The following is a 16,402-nucleotide window of genomic DNA, read 5'->3' as shown; positions in this document are numbered from 1 at the left end:
TTGGACCCGACGGTCGCCGAGACGCCCGGCTCCGCGCCTGCGGTTGCGGGGCCGGTTCCGGCGGGCCGCTTTCTGCGGCGCCAAGGAGTCATTGGCCCTGCGCGGTCGGGTCGTTCATGTCCCGACCGGCCGCGTTCGACCCTCCCGACGCCGAAACGCCCGGGCCCGGAGCCGTCGGCGGCCCGGAACCGGGACCGGTGGCCCGGGCCCGGGGATTATGCATATCCCGGCCCGCCGCGTTGGAGCCGCCCGACGCGAACACCGTTGTCGAGGCGGAGCCGAGCAGCGCCCACACCGACAGGCCCGCCGATGCGAGACCCGTCACCGCCCCCACCACGCCGCCCGCCGCGGCCGCCGTCTCGAGGTCGGCGATCATCACCAGCACGACCAACCCCACCGCCGCCGCCACACCCACGACCGCCACGGCCACCAGACACACCTTCCGCCAACCCGTCACGACCCCATCGTCCGACGACGAGCATGATCAAGTGCAGCCAATCCGCAAACGATTCGGCGTACGGTAAGGCCTGGATGAGATCGAAGCTCACCTGCCGACCTTGCAGGTCGTGAAGTACCACAACCGGGTCAGTGCGTGGTGTTCGAGACCTCGGTGCCCTTGGAGGTCAGGAGGAACACGACGGCCGCCACGGCGAGCATGAGGCCGCCGCCGATGAGTCCCGCGGTCTGGGTGAAGGCGTCGGTCGCGTGCGTGGCGAGGTCGGGCATGCGCGCCTTGTCGGCGATGGTGACGGCCGTGCCGAGGGACTCCTTCGCCTGGTCGGCGAGGTCGGGGTCCGCCTGGTGCAGGGCGTCGAACTGCGCGCCGTCGGTGAACTGCGAGCGGAAGATGAGGGCCGAGATGCTGCCGAGGACCGTGACGCCGAGGGTGCCGCCGAACTCGTAGGCGGTCTCCTCCAGCGCGCCGGCGTTGCCCGCCTTCTCCGTCGGGGCGCCGCCCATGATCATGACTGAGCCGATGGCGAGGGCTCCCGTGCCCGCGCCGACGAGACACAGGGCGACGTTCATGTGCGCGACGCTCGGATCGTCGCCCACGAGCCGCGGATAGAGCATGCCGACGCCAGCGAGCGCGAGTCCCCCGGCCGGGACCGCGCGGGAGCCGACCAGGCGGCTGAGATGTGGGGCGGCGAGCGCGGAGACGGAACCGGCGATCGCGATCGGCATCAGCCGGATTCCCGACTCGATCGGGCTGACGCCCTTCACGATCTGGAGCCACTGGGCGACCAGCAGCAGGGCGGCGACCATGGAGAACGTCGTGCGAGCACGGCGATGATGCCGGCGGAGAACTGCCGGTTCCCGAAGAGCCGCAGCTCCAGCAGCGGGTGGTCGCTGCGCAGGCAGCGCCGCGCGAACCAGGTACATCATGGGTTGGTGGGCGGCAACCGGTGACTGCGGGCCGACCGATCATCGTGACTTCTCCGAGGCGATCGGGCGGACCCCGACGTGGATTGCTGTCTGTCGTTGGTCCGGGCGTGTCGAGGCCGGTTTGTCACCTGCGGCGGGTCACTCGTCCTCGTCGCTTTCGCGGCGGGTGTGTCGGCGGTTGCGGAGGCGGCGGAGGGCCGAGGGGGCGAAGGCGGCGGCGAGTGCGGAGGGCAGGCCGGCCGCGAGGCCGACGGTGGCCTGTTCGAGGAGGAGTCGGATGAAGGTCATGGCGTCCCCCGGGGTGCGGATGGCGTTTCCGGTGGCGGGTGCCTCCGGTCTTTCCTTGATAGGCGGGCGCCGCCGCAGGTCCGTGCATCCTGCGCGAAGTCGCGCCACACCCGGGCAGGTTGGGGGATTCGCAGGTGGGGGCGCGGGTGCGGTTCTAGGCTCAGGAAGCGGGTTGGGGCGCAAGGTGCGGCGCAACATCGGGGGAGGGGCGCGCTGTGGAGGACCTGGAGGACGTGGGTACGCCGGAGGATTTCACCGCGGCGTTGGGGGCGCTGCTGGACCGGGCGGTGCGGCGGGCGGGGTCGGCGGCCGCGTTGGCGAGGGCCGCGGGCATCGCGGAGAACAGCATCGCGAACTGGCGGGCCGGCGCGATCCCCCAGGCCGGCCCGTTGGACGAACTGCTGTCCGCGTGCCGGGTCCCGCCGGAGCGGGCCCGGCTCTGGCAACAGGCACGCACCCGCGCCGCCCAGGCCCGCAACGCCCGCCGTGCCGACGAGCCGCGCCACGGCGGCCGGCTGGGAGGAAGCCACCTGCTCGCGGGCTTCGCCGGCCCCCCGGCGTGGATCGCGATCTTCGGGCGGGACCCCTTGCGTGTCTACGTCGGCACGGCGACGGGGGAGGAGGCCGTGGCGGACCTGGAGACCGGCGACCGACTCCCGGACACCTCCTGGACCGACCGGCGCGCAGCGGCGCAGCGCCAGGTCGGCGAGCGCGGGTACGTCCAGGTCGACCGTGACGGTTCCATCGCCGTGTGGGTGACGTTGCCCGACGGGAACGGGAAGGTGGAGATCCGCAGCCCCTGGGTCGACGAGCGGGACTACGAGACGATCACCTGCACCGCGATCGTGCAGCCCGGCGACACGCTCACCCCGATCGCGTACTCGTCGGACCGGACGTGTCGGGCGTTCGCGATCGGCAGCACCCTGTTCGTGTACCGCGGGCACGCCCTCGGGGACGCCCGGAGCCCGTACGCACACGGTGTGCCGAATCCACACAACAGCTATCCGTCGTCGCGGCCGGAGCAGATCTCACACGTGATCGTGGCGCCGGACGGCGACCTGATCGTGACCGTCTCGGAGGTCTCCGGCGTGGACCTGTGGGACCCGACCTCCCTGCGCGTGGTCGGCAAACCCTTCCGGGTCCCCGGCCGGGTCGAGGCGGTGGAACTGTCCCCGGACGCAACGACGCTCGCCGTGGCCTCGGGCGGCGCCGTGCACCTGTTCGACCCCTACAGCCTGCGCGACCGGCATGGCCGCCCGCTCGACGGCCACACCGGCGACGTCCGGCTCATGCGTTTCTCCCCCGACGGCACACTCCTGGCGACCAGCAGCGTCCACGGCGGCGTGCGCCTGTGGGACCCGACCACCGGCCGCCCGCTCGCCGACCGCCTGGCCCACGACCCGGACACCATCCTGCGCTTCGCCTTCGCCCCCGACGGCACCCGCTTCGCCGTCGCCGAGGCCGTCGGCATCCGCGTCCACACCCTGCACCCGAGGACATGACCGCTCCCCGCCGCCGATACCCGACTCGGTCCCACGCTGCCTCCACAGTGTTCGTCACCGAACGCGTCGCCCGACAAATGTTGACGCCTGACAAAAGGAACGTTTCCGGCGCAAACGCCGAGCAGCCGGGCCGGACCGGGACGCGACCCGGTAACGCGTCGGCCTGCGCGGGTAACGCGGGTGTTACCCGCCGGGTAACACCCGCCGGCCTTCGTGGGCGTTACGAACGGCTGCGGACCGTGGCCGACTCGACCCGCACGCGGCACCGCAAGGCTCCGGCGCGCCGCTGCTCCTGGTCCTCCGTGCCGCGCACGCGTCCGGCCGGGGCCGCCAGGATGGAGGATGGAGAAGGGAGGGGAGGGTGTCTCTCCCGGTGCGGGTAGACACCAGGGAGAGATATCGGCGTCTCGATTACCCCTTGACCAGGGTCCCTGACCAGGCACGATACGGCCAGCCTCGCTCGAGCACGTTTCACCCTCGAACGCACCGCCGACCGCACCCCATGCCCCACCCCTGCGGCTACCGGTCGGCGCCCCGGCGCAGGATGCCGGCGGAATTCGCCCAGATCGTCGCGTCGGGCCCGTGTTCGCGCAGCGCGCCGAGGCGGCAGATGTTGACGATCAACGCCCCGTCGCGCACTGCCAGCACCTTCAGCGCGGCCTTCATCACCCGGTCGCTGCGCCGGTCGAGTACGGGCCGACCGGCGCCGGCGAGGACGACCAGGACCGAGGGGCACCGCGGCCCCGGGTACGCGGCCTGCCACGCGGGCCGGGTCGATCCCTGGAGCCGGCGCGGTCCGACGTGCACGCGGTGGGTGGCGTACCGGCCGTACGCGGCGACCTTCCGTATCAGGCGCCACTCCGCCATCGACCTCCGATCGACCTCCACCCACAACCACCGGTGCTCCAGCGTCAACACCGCGTCGGTGGTGACCCGCCCGCCCTCGATCGGGTGCGCGACCTCCACCGCCCAGTCCGTGATCTCGCTCCACCCGTGCCGGGCGAACTCGATCGCGGTCGCCGTCACCGTGAGCGCGTGCGCGGCCAGTCCGCTGCGCAGCGCCGCCTCGCCGGTGGCGGCGCGCCGGCGTTCGGGTGCCCCGGCCTCGACCAGGGCGCGCCGGCCCGTCTGGGTCAGGTGCCACACCCAGGTCCGCCCGCGAGGCACCCGGCCCACCAGGCCGGCGTCGAGCAGCTGCATCACCACCCGCCGCACATACGCCGGCGACGTCAGATGCGGCGTCAGCGCGAGATGCAGCTGCGAGGTATCCGCGACCCGGACCGCGCCCGGCATCGCCGGCACCCGCGCCCGCAACGGATCGTCCTCGAACTCGAATTCCACGGTCGGCCTCCAGCCGCGCGGGCCCCTCCCGCGCACGCCGGCATCCTGCGCGCACCCCCCTTGTCCGGCGTCTGTTCGCCCAAATTTGCCCCGATCCCACGGACACAGGTCAAGACATCTCACGTGGCTAAGTCGTCAAGTGATGGGCGCCAGAGGCGGGGGGAAGGCGACTTGCTCGTTGAAACGGATGCGGTGTTGGAGGCAGTGGTGGAGTTGGCCGAGCATGCGGTTGAAGAGGTTCCGTACTGCGGAGGCATGCCAGTCGCCGTGCTCGCGTCGTCGGCGGTAGTGGGCATCTGCTCCGGGTGAGGCCCGGAGGGCGCAGAAGGCCCAGAGGAAGCCGACGTTGTTGAGTCGGCGGTTCATCACGCGTCGGCGGCCGACGTGGCGCTTCTTTCCGGACGCCCTGGTGATGGGTGCGGCGCCGGCGTAGGCCTTCAGGCCGCGGGCGTCGGTGAACCGGGTCCGGTCGTCGCCGAGTTCGCCGAGCACCCGGGCGCCGAGCTGGACGGCGATGCCGGGAAAGCTGAGGATGATCTCGGCGTCCGGGTGCCGGCGAAAGGACTCGGCGGCGGCTTCGGCGAGCTCGTCCGCCGCGATGCAGACGGCGTTCAGCTGCCGCAGCAGCGCGAGCATCTGCTTGCCCATGGCCTCCTCGACCAGCGGCGGTTGGTGGGCGTAGTCGCCCCGGAAGACGTTGCGCAGCCGCTCGGCTTCGCGTTCGATGCAGCGCTCGCGGCCTGCGCGTTTGAGTGCGGCCTGGACGCGGCCTGCGGGGAGCTTCGCGGCGGTCGTCGGCGTCGGAGCGATGGCGAGGACGGACCGCGCCTCGGGGTGGATGAGGCCCTCCTTGCGCTTGATGAAGGCGTCCAGCGCGGCCGGGTAGTACTCGCGCAGCAGCGAGCGCAGCTGATGGGCGATCTGAACGCGGTTCCAGACGGCGTCCTGCTGCGCTCGGGCGAGTACCGCGACAGCCTGGGCGAGTTCGCTGTCGGCGGGCAGCGGCCGGTGCATGGGCAGATCGGTGCGCAGAATGTGCGCGAGGACCATTGCGTCGCCGGGATCGGACTTCTTCTTCGAGACGCCGTGCCGATCCCGGTAGCGGGACGCAGCGAGCGGGTTGATGGCATAGACGTCGCGCCGGGTGGCCCGCAGGACGGCCACCAGGAGGCCGCGGCTGGTCTCGATTGCGACCGGGATGGGCGCCTCGGCGGTGTCGCCGTTTTCGGCGAGCAACTCGAGCAGCTGCCGGTAGCCGGCCACGTCATCGGTGATGCGGGCCTTGGCGAGCAGCTCGCCGGTGTCGTCGACGATCGCTATGTCATGGTGCTTTTCGGCCCAGTCGACGCCGCAGAACACGGTCATTTCGGCTCCCTAAGAATGTGAGGCGGTCCGGGAGGACCGGGTGTGGCTGATTGCGGCTTGCCGTTGATGGCTCCGAAGGAATGGCCGCCCGGTCCTCCGGGACGCTCCGACCACTGATTGAGAACTGCGGTCATCGTTGGTTAGGGACCCGTCGGCGGAGTGTTCCACGGGCCACGAAGTGCTGGTCACGGTGGAACGGAGCGACGGGCTTGAGCGCGTCTCACGAGCGGATTTGGGTTGGCATCGACGCCGGCAAGGGGCACCACTGGGCGGTGGCGATCGACCCTGACGGCGAGATCTTGTTCTCGACGAAGGTGATCAATGACGAGTCGCAGATCCTCACCCTGATCGAGACCGCCCGGGGGAAGGCCGGGGACATCCGATGGGCGGTGGACATCGCCGGCCGGGCCTCGACTCTGCTGCTGGCCCTGCTGATTGCGCACGGCCGGCACGTGGTCTACGTGCCCGGCCGGACGGTCAACCGCATGTCCGGCGCCTACCAGGGCGAGAGCAAGACCGAGGCCAAGGACGCCCGCGTCATCGCCGACCAGGCCCGCATGCGCCCCAAGGGCTTCGCCTCGCTGGACACGCCGCCGGATCTCGTCTCCACGCTGCGGGTCCTGACGAACCACCGGGCCGACCTGATCGCGGACCGAGTCCGGCTGATCAACCGGCTCCGCGACCTGCTGGTTGGCATCTGCCCTGCCCTGGAGCGGGCTTTCGATTATTCCGCGGCCAAGGGCCCGGTCGTCATGCTGACCGAGTACCGGACCCCCGCCGCCCTGCGGCGGATCGGAGTCAAGCGTCCGACGACCTGGCTGGAACGCCGCAAGGTCCGTGGCGCCACCGATGTCGCGGCCAAGGCCGTCGAGGCGGCCCGGGCCCAGCAGATCGCCCTGCCCGGTGAGAAGCGGGCGGCGAAGCTCGTCTGCGACCTCGCCCACCAACTGCTGGCGCTGGACGAGCGGATCAAGGACAACGACCGGGAGATCCGTGAGACCTTCCGCACCGACGAGCGGGCCGAGATCATCGAGTCCATGCCCGGTATGGGCCCCATCCTCGGCGCCGAGTTCATCGCCATCGTCGGGGACCTGTCCGGCTACCGCGACGCGGGCCGCCTCGCCTCCCACGCCGGCCTGGCACCGGTCGCCCGGGACTCCGGCCGCCGCACCGGCAACCACCACCGGCCCAAGCGCTACCACCGGCGCCTGCGGCACATTTTCTACATGGCCGCGCAGACCGCCATGATGCGGCCCGGCCCGTCCCGCGACTACTACCTCAAGAAGCGCGGTGAAGGGCTGCTGCACACCCAGGCGCTGCTGGCGCTCGCCCGCCGCCGGATCGACGTGCTCTGGGCGATGCTGCGAGACAAGAGGCTGTTCACCTCCGCCCCACCGGTCACGCAGACGGCTTGACGTCATCATTGAGATTCCTTCCGAGGGGTGTTCGCGCTGGTGGCGAGCACGTGTGGGCCGCGCGGCGACCTAATAGCAGGACTCTTCGGTCCGTCATCTCACCAGCCGTTCGCGGCGCCGGCGCGCCGCACGGGCCTCGGTCTCTCTCAGAGCTCGCGGGCTCGTGGGAGGAAGAAAAAGGTCGCCGTGTGGTGTGCTCGCGTCCCGACTGGCCAACGAAGAGGCGGGGCAAGAGATGCGCGGCCGCCTGCCGAACGCCGGGGGCCCGTTGCCTGGACCAGGACCTCGTGGGCCGTAGGGGTCTTGAGGGGTCCGATCCGACGACGGCGGGCGGCCTGACGGCACTGGCGTCCGGCGTGTGCGCAAGGGCTCGCGCTCTTGAACCCAGGCCTCTGGGGGCCGCAGGGGTCTTCGGGAGTCCTGCCGGCGCCCGCCGTTCACCGGTGCGGACCGCATGAGTGGCCTCGTGAAGTCCGACCCACCCCATCCAATGTTGGGCCCGCTAGCCACCTATTAGGGGTCGACCGGACACACCCCGTAGCGGACAAGGGGTCGCCACGTCACCCCTTGACCGGATGGACGGGACGCCGGCCCCTACCACCGGGCCGTGCCACCTCCATGCCACCCTTGTGCCGCTCGCGTGCCACCTTCGTGCACCCGGCCCCGAGCCCCGCTCCGACCCGCCCCTCTGCCCCGGCCGGGCCGCATCATTCGGGGGTGGATTTTTGAAAGCGGCCCCGTTGCGCGGGATCGTGAGCGCGCGAAGTGCCTGTTCCCGGCGCCGTCGATCCGGGCCGGACGGGACGCGGTGTTGCGCCGGCCGTGCCGCCGCCGTGAGGACCGGCACGCGCGACCGCGCCGCACTGGGCCGCCGGGACCTGGAATCGGTGCCGTTCGCTCCGCCGTCGGCCCCGCCGTTCGGGGCGCCGATTGAGATCGGCTTCCCCACGGCGTGCATCGCCGCAGGCCGGCGCCCCTGTATGCCACCCCGGATGGCGTCGTGACCGGGCCTAACCGTCGGTGGCGGACGTGTTGCGCGGCCGGTACCGGTGGCCCGTTTCTCAGGCGGGTGTTCCGAGGCTGCGGAGGTTGGTTTGGACCATGGCGTTGATTTCCGTGACTCGCGTGCTCAGATCCTCGGCGGGGACCGCGTGCTTCACGGTGTAATGGCGCGACATCAGGAACCGTCCGTCGCCCAGATCCACCACCAGTGTCGCCTGCCATTGGTCGCCGTAGCTCATCTGACGCACCGCCGCACGCCCGTCGAGCAGGAGGGGTTCGGGATGAGCCGGTAGAACTCCGGTGCCGTCGACATTCTTTACCAACGCCGCGCGATCACTGAAAAGGCTCACCACGTAACCGGAGTTCGACGCTCCCTCGAGCGTCGTCAGGTAGTAGCACGACACCTGACCGGTCGACTCGAAAGGCTCACGACGCATGACCCCCAGTCGCGTCTGCTGCTCAAAGGTGAGTGCCCTGCACACATCGGTTTTGGTCACCGGCCCGATGACCTGCGAGGACCTCGAGGCCGCAGGCGAGGCGGACGCTTTCGTCACCGACTCCAGGTCCCCGCTACTTGAGCAACCCGACGTGAATCCCGTGGATACCGCGATGCCCAGAGCGAGCGTGAGAGTGCTTCGTGCGAACACATCGTCTCCGTTGTCGGTGCCCCACGCGAACGACGCGTCCTCGGCCACCGGATTCAATCAAACTCCGTGCACGGCTTCGTAGTTGGGGTGTTCGATCGATCCGTGCGAGACGCGCCGGCATGGCTCGGCGGTCCCAACCAGTGTGCGCCGGACGGGCGCGGTGCTCTTCCATAGCACCCGTTCCCGTGATGGCTCAGTGCGCTGGAGGCGCTGTCCGGCGCACGGTCGATGACTCGCGTCGCGGAGCGTTTCCTGCTCGGCAACCTGCGGCAGGTGAACAGGTACCTCAACGAACCGGGGATGCGTGAACGAGTCCTGGCGAGTGTCGGCACCGCCGTGGGCCCGGACACGCGCGTGTCGGTGGGGCATTCGCTCGGATCGATCGTCGCGTACGAGGCGTTGTGCGCGCACCCGGAATGGCCGATCACGGCGTTCGTCACGCTCGGATCACCGCTGGGGATCCCCAACCTGGTCTTCGATCGCCTGCGGCCGCCCCCTGTGGGGAGACGGGGCACGTGGCGCGGGAGCGTGGCGACGTGGACGAACCTGAGCGACGCGCACGACGTCGTGGCCCTCGTCAAGGATCCGGGTCCGCTGCTCGATGTATCGGGCGGATGGCGACGGATCGAGGACCGAAGGCTGGACAACGGCTGGAAGGTTCACGACCTGATCCACCACCTCACCGATCCGGCCACGGGAACAGCCATCTGCGGCAGGACTCGGCGTCTGCCCGTGAACGCCCCCGAACCCGACCGCAAGGGCGGGAGGTACGTGGTGGCGTTCGGCACGGCCACCTACCAGGACCCCGCCCTGCCGGAACTCCCGGGCGTACGCACCGATGTCCCCACCGTGATGGGGTCGCACAAACGGCGACGTCTCGGGATTCCGTCCGTGGCCGACCGGGTTGTCCAAGCGTCCTTGAAGCTGGTGCTGGAGCCGATCTTCGAGGCGGACTTTGCACCGTGCTCGTACGGCTTCCGCCCCAATCGGCGTGTGCATGACGCGATGGCCGAGACGCGATTTCTGGCATCCAAGACGTACGAGTGGGTGTTGGAGGGCGACATCACGGCCTGCTTCGACGAGATCTCGCACTCGGCCCTGATGGACCGGGTGCGGGTTCGGATCGGAGACAAGCATGTGCTCGCGCTGGTGAAGGCGTTCTTGAAGGCGGGCATCCTCACCGAGTCTGGCACCTCCAAGGAGACTGTCACCGGCACCCCACAGGGCGGGATCCTTTCGCCATTGATGAGCAATGTGGCTCTCTCGGCCCTGGACGAGCACTTCGTCAAGGTTTCGGGCGGGCCGCAGTCCACGACGAAGCAACGGTGGACCCGGCGCCGGAAGGGGCTGCCCAACTACCGGTTGATCCGGTACGCGGACGACTTCGTCATTCTGGTGTCGGGCACCCGAGCACACATCGAGGCGCTGCTTCCGGAAGTGGCGGAGGTCCTCTCCACCGTCGGCCTGCGGCTGTCGGCGGAGAAGACGCTGATCACGCACATCGACGAGGGCCTCGACTTCCTCGGTTGGCACATCCAGCGTCACCGGAAGCGGGGAACCGACCGGCAGTACGTCTGCAACTACCCGGCCAAGAAGGCCATTCGGTCCGTCAAGGCCAAGACGAAGACGATCTGCCGGATGAACGTCAGCCTGCCGCTGGCAGTCCTGTTGCACAAGCTCAACCAGGTGCTGCGGGGCTGGACCGCCTACTTCCGCCCCGGGGTGTCCGCTCGGGCCTTCCAATACCTCCGCATGATCGTCTGGCGGCAGGTCTTCGGGTGGCTCAGGCGCAAACATCTCGGCACCGGGTGGAAGTAACTGCGTCGCCGTCACTGCGACGGCAAGTGGTGGCCGCACGACGGAGAAGTCGTTTTGTTCAGCCCCGGGTCGGTGGTCACCATACGTTACCGACCCCGTGGGACGACGATTCCATCGGGGCGTGGCCCGGCGCAAGCTGAGGAGAGCAACGGCCCAACGGGGCTTGTGGAGAGTCGGATGCGGGGCCAACTCGCACGTCCGGTTCGGGAGGGCGGCATGGAGAAACGGGCCGGGAGCAATCCCGGAACCGCGCTCCATGCCGACCCCACCACGATGTCGCCCTGATCGACGAGCTCGGCGACCTGGTCGCCAAGCAACGGATCACCGACGGCCTCGCCGGGCTGGAGACCCTGCAGCAACTTCTTGCCGTGGCCGGGGACGATCCCGCGGACCCGATCCCCGTTGCGATCGGGACTTCCCGGGGCCTCCTGGTGGCCTGCCTGCGAGCCGCAGGCCGTCCCGTCTACGCCATCAATCCCATGGTGGTCGCCCGCTATCGTGAGCGACGGTCGGTGACACGGGCCAAGTCGGACTACGCGGACGCCCTCGCTTTGGCGAACATCCTGCGCACGGACGCGGACCACCACCGTTCGCTGCCCGCCGATTCCGAACTCGTCCAGGCGATCGCCGTCCTGGCCCGGGCTCAACAGGACGCCGTCTGGAACCGCCAGCAGTTGGCCAACCAACTCCGGTCCCTGTTGCGCGAGTTCTTCCCGGCCGCCTTGGCCGCCTTCCAGGTCAAGAACGTGGGCCTGGCCCACCCGGCCGCCCGCGCCGTCCTGGCCGCAGCCCCCACCCCTGCCGCAGCTGCCGCCCTGAGCAAAGCGCGGCTCCGGTCCCTTCTGCGCAGGGCGAGCCGCCAGCGCCGCATCGACACTCGGGCCGAGTATCTCGCCGGGACCGATCGGATGTCTCGATGCCCGGAATCGGCGTCAGGACCGCAGCCACCCGCCTCGTGACCATCGGCGACGGATCGTCGTTCCCGACCGCCGCCTACCTTGCCTCCTACGCGGGTCTCGCCCCGGCCACGAAGTCCTCCGGAACCTCCATCCACGGCGAGCACGCCCCCAGGACGGGCAACCGGCTCCTGAAACGGGCGATGTTCCTCTCCGCGTTCGCGGCCCTGCACGACCCGGCCTCCCGCACCTACTACGACCGATGCAGAGCTCGCGGCAAGACCCACACCAGGCCCTCCTTCGCCTCGCCCGCCAACCGCCATGCTCAGAGACGGCACCTTCTACGAATCCCGACCGGCCGAACCGGTCGCAGCATGACCCGCCCACACTTGACGAAAGACGTAGAGGCACCCCCGCCAGCGCCCTTCGACCATCCCGGCGAGCAGCCTCCCTCCGCCGATGCCCAGGCCAGGCTTCTCATCCTCATCGACGCGTTCTTCGAGACGGCCGCCTCCCAGGACATCGAAGGCCGGATGAAACTCGCCAAACTCGACTTTCTCCTGCGCTACCCCAAGCACTTCGACCACTTGATGGCCGAGGGTTGCCCCGACGCCGACCCAGGCGATGACCCGTGGCTGACAGGAGCGATCGAACAGAGCATGATCCGCTATCGCTACGGCCCCTGGGACCCCGCCTGCTACGCCCTCTTGGGCGGCCTGACGGGCAAAGGCCTCATCGCACCCGGGCACGAGAACGCCGTCGTGACCTACCACACCACACCGATCGGAAGAACGGTCGTCCAGGCCCTCGCCGCATCCGAAATCTGGCACCCCGTACGTGACCGGGCCCGTCTCCTGTGCAGGCGGTCAAGTCGGACCGTTGCTGTGGATGCGCCACACCACGCCATCGACCGGTCCGACACCCGATCCACGTGGCCGCGCCCCGACGCAACGCAGAGGGGCGCGACCACGACCGGGTTCAACTCGGCCGGGTGTTCCGCCCGAGCAGGAGGCCGAGTGTTTGCTGGGCCGCTTTACGGCGGGTGGGCTGGCGGGACCAGACCGCCGGGCTCACCACGATCAACGCGATCAACAGCAGCACGCCGCAAGCGACGTACAAGGGCAGGTAGTTGCCCTGCGCGGCGGCGGCGACACCTCCGCCGGTGACCAGGACCCCCAACATCGCCGAGCCGACGCGCGCGACCCCGCCGGGGCCCCCCGGCGTTTCGTCCTGGGCGGAGCTGCCCATATTCTCGGTACTGATTGCCGTACTCCTCACTCAACAGGTGGACGGTGGTTCAACACAGACGGCTTCCTGTTCCCGCAGGGAGCCGTCGCCTTTGGCGCCGACTCAACTGCCGTCGACGAATACGCTATCCGAGAACCGCCACGTCAATTTGTGGCGGCGAATGCTCCCGCCACATCCCAGACGACTGACGCACGACCCCCGATCGAGGCCACGTCTCGGAGCCGGACCGTAACGCTGCGCCAGGCTCAACCAAAGCACCTCCGCACCCCTTCCCACCAGCCGAAACAGTGCTTTTGCCCGATGGGGCACATCTGTGTCGCAGTCGTGGCTATGCGAGGAAGAGTGTGTCATAGCCGGGTCTAAGGTAGATGATTAGTAGGTTAAGCGTGTCAAGGTGAGCCAAGATTGAGGGTGCGTGATGTCCAGAGTGCTTCGGATGCCGACCTCGGACGAGCTGCCGTCGGGACAGCGCCGAAACTTCGTGGAGGAGCTGCATCACTACTACCGCGCGGCTGGACGTCCGGTCCTGAGAGACCTCGAACAGCCCCTGAAGAAGAGCGCCGTGAGCCGGGAAACGGCACGGCGACTCCTGAGGGGCGAGACACTGAGCAGGTGGACCTCGGTCCAGGCCGTGTTCGAAGCCCTGTGCGCCATTTCGAAGATCGACCCGGACGCGACCCGGTGGGGCGGGGAGTGGAACAACGACGACGATCGCAGCTCCAGGCAGTATCTCCGGGACTTGTGGAATGAGGCGGTCGACGAGCCTCCTCGCACGGCACGCGTGCACCGCCTGGACGATCCGTGGGCGACTTCGACCTCCCGCCAAGCCCAAGGCGGCTACGGCATCCCATCTGACGAACCGCCGTTTTAGACGGTCGCGCCCCAACACCTGTCGTTCTTCGGCGAGCACACGGCGACCATGAAGCTGCTACTGTCCGCACGACCCTGGCGACCAACTGTCCTGATCGCCAGGGAGCGTCCCGGACCGCGCAGGCCATGCCGCATATCGCCAACGAGATCAAGTCGCGGATTCTGGCCCCCGAGCGGGACGAGGATCAGGACGCGGCCGCTGGGCGCCGGGTGGGTCGGTGTGGTGGGTCATCCTGCCGGTGGCGGCGATCGCGGAGAGCCTCCGGCCCCTCTGTTCGGCAAGTGGGGTGTACGGGTGAAGTGGATCGGACATCGTGGATAGGCTCCTGGTGCGGTCGAGCGGAACGATCTCAACGGTGAAGCAGCGGAAGGGTGTTGCGGAAGCCGGCACATGTTGCCTTTCGATCGGCAACACCTCCACGGGACACGGGGAAGGTCACCACGGGTGGATCGACACGACGAGCTGGTTTTGCCGAGCCGAGGGACCCCGACGTGGCTGAAGCCGCTCAAGGATGACCTGCCGGACGAGGTTCGGGACTGGGCAGAGGCTGTGCGGACCGTGTTCCAGGCGTTCGGAGGACTGTCCGTGCGGCGCTACAGTGCCCGTCGCCACATGGACCCCGCTACGCTGTCCCGCTTCCTGAACGGCACTCGCATCCCGCAGTGGGAATTCGTGACGACCCTCCTCGACGATGTGGCCGAACACCGGGGACAGTCCTATTCCCCGGATGTGTTCGAACACCTTCGGCGAATGCACCGGTCCGCCCTCCAAGCCACGGGAAGCCCCTTTCATCAACTGCAGATGCTCGAGGAACAGTTGCGGGAGGCGGACGAACTCGCGCGCCAAGCTGGCGCCCGCGAGGAGGAGCTCAACGAACTCCTCGCCGCTCGGCAGCGACGCATCACCGATTTGGAAAACCAGATGAAGCGGTTGAGGATCGGAGCGGATACGGAACGAGCCCGGATGCTGGCGGATCAAGAGCATCGGACCCGTTTGGACGGCGAACGACAAAGACTGCTGGCCGAGATATCCCAACTCCAGGAGGAGCTTTCAGGCGCCAAATCCAGGAGCGCTCACGCCGAAGCCCGGTGCGCAGCCCTAGAGCGACGCATCGCCGAAATCGAGGAAGTCGAGCAGGATCTCGACCGGCTGCACACCCGCCTGCGCCTTGAGGCGACTCACGACCAACTTACCGGTCTACCCAATCGGGCGTTGCTCGTCGAGCGGTTGACACAGGCCCACCAGGCCCCGACCCCCAGCACCCGCGTCGGCCTATGCAAGATCGACTTGGACGGCATCACGGCCGTCAACGACAGTCTTGGCCACGATGTGGGCGACCAACTGCTCATCGCGGCCGCGCGCCGGCTGAGTCGATATGCGGCCCAGGCCGGGCACTTGTTTGTACGCATGGGGGGCGACGAGTTCGCCGTCTTGGTCGAGGACACGACCGGCACGGACCAGGTCATTGCCGTGGCTGAGGGCGTGCTCGCGGCCCTGCGAGAACCTTTTCGCATCCGCGGCCACGATCTGACGGTCACCGCCAGCATAGGCGTCGTAGAACGCTCGATCACCGATGCCTTCCCCGAAGAAATCCTGCGCACTGCCGACATAACCCTGGACTGGGCGAAGTCGGATGGCCGTGGTCGCTGGACGGTGTTCGACGCCGACCGTAACGAACGCAAGGTGGCCAGGCACACGTTGTCCGCCGAGATGCCCGCAGCCCTGCACCACGGCGAATTCTACGTCGACTACCAACCGCTGTTCTCCCTCGCGGACGGCGCTGTGCTCGGCGCCGAGGCCTTGGTGCGCTGGCGCCACCCTCGCAACGGTTTGGTCGGTCCAGACCATTTCATCGGCCTGGCCGAGGAGACCGGCCTGATTGTTCCGCTGGGCATGCACGTCCTGAAGGAAGCTTGCCGCGAGGCCCGAAGGTGGCAGGACCTGGATCCGAAGAGCGCGCCATTCATCAGCGTGAACCTGTCCGAACGACAGTGCAGCGAAGGCAATCTGATCCACCAGGTGGAAATGGTGCTTGCGGAGACCGCGTTGCCCGCAGGTCGCCTCCAGTTCGAGCTCACCGAGTCCCAGATTATGTCCATGGACGGCGGCCCCCTGGAACGCCTGCGCGAATTGGCGGCAATGGGCATCCGCATTGCGATCGACAACTTCGGCACCGGCTACTCGAACCTTACCTATCTGCGTGCTCTCCCAGTATGCGAACTGAAGATCGCCGGTTCCTTCGTGGAAGTCCTGCGCCAACCCGATCCCCCAAACCGAGGCGACGGGCAACTCGTGGTCTCGTTGATCGAGTTGGCACATGCGATCGGGCTCACTGTGACGGCCGAGGGCATCGAAACGTCGGTCCAGGCGGACCGACTTCGGAGCATTGGATGTGACGCGGGGCAAGGTTGGTACTTCTCCCAGCCCGGCCCACCCGAACGAATCGCAACAATGATGGGATCGTTGACATGACGCCTCAATTATCACTTCTCATCCGGATCTCGAGTGCTGGGTGTGGTTTCGCAGTGGTGGTTGGTGGTTGGTGGTTGGTGTGTGGTGATGGTGTGGGCTGGGTGTTGCGGGTTGGGTGAGAACGTTTTGTGGCTGTCCGGGCGAGGGTTGTGAG

The 16,402-nt window shown here is 68.7% G+C and carries 12 protein-coding genes and 2 pseudogenes; 7 read left to right on the top strand and 7 right to left on the bottom strand.

All coding sequences use genetic code 11. The features are described 5' to 3' along the window. Positions 1 to 88 precede the first annotated feature (88 nt). The 3 genes from ACFXKZ_RS47920 to ACFXKZ_RS47910 all read right to left on the bottom strand — a co-directional run bounded on the left by ACFXKZ_RS47920 (position 89) and on the right by ACFXKZ_RS47910 (position 1,671). On the bottom strand, positions 89 to 457 hold the full coding sequence (locus tag ACFXKZ_RS47920) for a hypothetical protein (protein ID WP_380013197.1): 369 nt from the start codon (positions 455 to 457) through the stop codon (positions 89 to 91). A gap of 128 nt (positions 458 to 585) precedes the next feature. Beyond that, positions 586 to 1,263 carry a hypothetical protein gene (locus ACFXKZ_RS47915; RefSeq protein ID WP_380013194.1) on the bottom strand — a complete coding sequence of 226 codons (678 nt, stop codon included), beginning with the start codon at positions 1,261 to 1,263 and terminating at the stop codon, positions 586 to 588. A 258-nt stretch (positions 1,264 to 1,521) separates the two neighbouring features. Then, positions 1,522 to 1,671 (bottom strand): hypothetical protein, encoded by a 150-nt coding sequence (locus ACFXKZ_RS47910; RefSeq protein ID WP_380013191.1) that lies wholly within the window; start codon positions 1,669 to 1,671, stop codon positions 1,522 to 1,524. A 215-nt stretch (positions 1,672 to 1,886) separates the two neighbouring features. Between ACFXKZ_RS47910 and ACFXKZ_RS47905 the strand changes: the two genes are divergently transcribed. After that, positions 1,887 to 3,173, top strand: a complete 1,287-nt coding sequence (locus ACFXKZ_RS47905; RefSeq protein WP_380013188.1) for a WD40 repeat domain-containing protein — start codon at positions 1,887 to 1,889, stop codon at positions 3,171 to 3,173. 519 nt (positions 3,174 to 3,692) lie between these two features. Here the strand turns inward: ACFXKZ_RS47905 and ACFXKZ_RS47900 are convergent. Continuing rightward, positions 3,693 to 4,514, bottom strand: a complete 822-nt coding sequence (locus ACFXKZ_RS47900; protein ID WP_380013185.1) for a replication-relaxation family protein — start codon at positions 4,512 to 4,514, stop codon at positions 3,693 to 3,695. 135 nt (positions 4,515 to 4,649) lie between these two features. Further along, positions 4,650 to 5,879: an IS110 family transposase gene (locus tag ACFXKZ_RS47895; protein WP_380013182.1), complete on the bottom strand. Its 1,230-nt coding sequence runs from the start codon at positions 5,877 to 5,879 to the stop codon at positions 4,650 to 4,652. 209 nt (positions 5,880 to 6,088) lie between these two features. Here ACFXKZ_RS47895 and ACFXKZ_RS47890 point away from each other — a divergent pair, with 209 nt between their 5' ends. Beyond that, the gene (locus ACFXKZ_RS47890; RefSeq protein WP_380013179.1) at positions 6,089 to 7,294 is read left to right on the top strand and encodes an IS110 family transposase; all 1,206 of its coding nucleotides are present in this window, start codon (positions 6,089 to 6,091) and stop codon (positions 7,292 to 7,294) included. Between the two features lie 1,061 nt (positions 7,295 to 8,355). Here ACFXKZ_RS47890 and ACFXKZ_RS47885 read toward each other — a convergent pair. Then, on the bottom strand, positions 8,356 to 8,991 hold the full coding sequence (locus tag ACFXKZ_RS47885) for a hypothetical protein (RefSeq protein ID WP_380013176.1): 636 nt from the start codon (positions 8,989 to 8,991) through the stop codon (positions 8,356 to 8,358). 180 nt (positions 8,992 to 9,171) lie between these two features. On the opposite strand from ACFXKZ_RS47885, the gene ltrA reads away from it, so the two are divergent. The 3 genes and pseudogenes from ltrA to ACFXKZ_RS47870 all read left to right on the top strand — a co-directional run. Continuing rightward, the gene (gene ltrA, locus ACFXKZ_RS47880) at positions 9,172 to 10,761 is read left to right on the top strand and encodes a group II intron reverse transcriptase/maturase (RefSeq protein WP_380013173.1); all 1,590 of its coding nucleotides are present in this window, start codon (positions 9,172 to 9,174) and stop codon (positions 10,759 to 10,761) included. A 278-nt stretch (positions 10,762 to 11,039) separates the two neighbouring features. Next, positions 11,040 to 11,720, top strand: a pseudogene (locus ACFXKZ_RS47875) (transposase); the annotation flags it as partial. Beyond that, a pseudogene (locus ACFXKZ_RS47870) lies at positions 11,675 to 11,944 on the top strand (transposase); the annotation flags it as partial. The pseudogenes ACFXKZ_RS47875 and ACFXKZ_RS47870, both read left to right, overlap by 46 nt. Before the next feature lie 691 nt (positions 11,945 to 12,635). On the opposite strand, the gene ACFXKZ_RS47865 reads toward ACFXKZ_RS47870, so the two are convergent. After that, a complete protein-coding gene (locus tag ACFXKZ_RS47865) occupies positions 12,636 to 12,905 on the bottom strand; it encodes a hypothetical protein (protein ID WP_380013170.1) in 270 nt (89 codons plus the stop codon). Between the two features lie 436 nt (positions 12,906 to 13,341). Between ACFXKZ_RS47865 and ACFXKZ_RS47860 the strand changes: the two genes are divergently transcribed. Together ACFXKZ_RS47860 and ACFXKZ_RS47855 are read left to right on the top strand one after the other, a co-directional pair. Next, the gene (locus tag ACFXKZ_RS47860) at positions 13,342 to 13,776 is read left to right on the top strand and encodes a hypothetical protein (RefSeq protein WP_380013167.1); all 435 of its coding nucleotides are present in this window, start codon (positions 13,342 to 13,344) and stop codon (positions 13,774 to 13,776) included. Between the two features lie 444 nt (positions 13,777 to 14,220). Continuing rightward, positions 14,221 to 16,248 (top strand): putative bifunctional diguanylate cyclase/phosphodiesterase, encoded by a 2,028-nt coding sequence (locus ACFXKZ_RS47855; RefSeq protein WP_380013164.1) that lies wholly within the window; start codon positions 14,221 to 14,223, stop codon positions 16,246 to 16,248. The last annotated feature ends 154 nt before the right edge of the window (positions 16,249 to 16,402 follow it).

Source organism: Embleya sp. NPDC059237 (assembly GCF_042754105.1).
Classification (GTDB): Bacteria; Actinomycetota; Actinomycetes; order Streptomycetales; family Streptomycetaceae; genus Embleya.
Note: the sequence above shows the minus strand (reverse complement) of the source record. Positions and strands in the feature narration are given on the sequence as shown.

Coding starts and splice junctions, on each gene's coding strand:
- ACFXKZ_RS47915 (WP_380013194.1), bottom strand. CDS start 1,263: ATGGTCGCCGCCCTGCTGCTGGTCGCCCAGTGGCTCCAGATCGTGAAG.
- ACFXKZ_RS47910 (WP_380013191.1), bottom strand. CDS start 1,671: ATGACCTTCATCCGACTCCTCCTCGAACAGGCCACCGTCGGCCTCGCG.
- ACFXKZ_RS47895 (WP_380013182.1), bottom strand. CDS start 5,879: ATGACCGTGTTCTGCGGCGTCGACTGGGCCGAAAAGCACCATGACATA.
- ltrA (WP_380013173.1), top strand. CDS start 9,172: ATGACTCGCGTCGCGGAGCGTTTCCTGCTCGGCAACCTGCGGCAGGTG.
- ACFXKZ_RS47865 (WP_380013170.1), bottom strand. CDS start 12,905: ATGGGCAGCTCCGCCCAGGACGAAACGCCGGGGGGCCCCGGCGGGGTC.
- ACFXKZ_RS47860 (WP_380013167.1), top strand. CDS start 13,342: ATGCCGACCTCGGACGAGCTGCCGTCGGGACAGCGCCGAAACTTCGTG.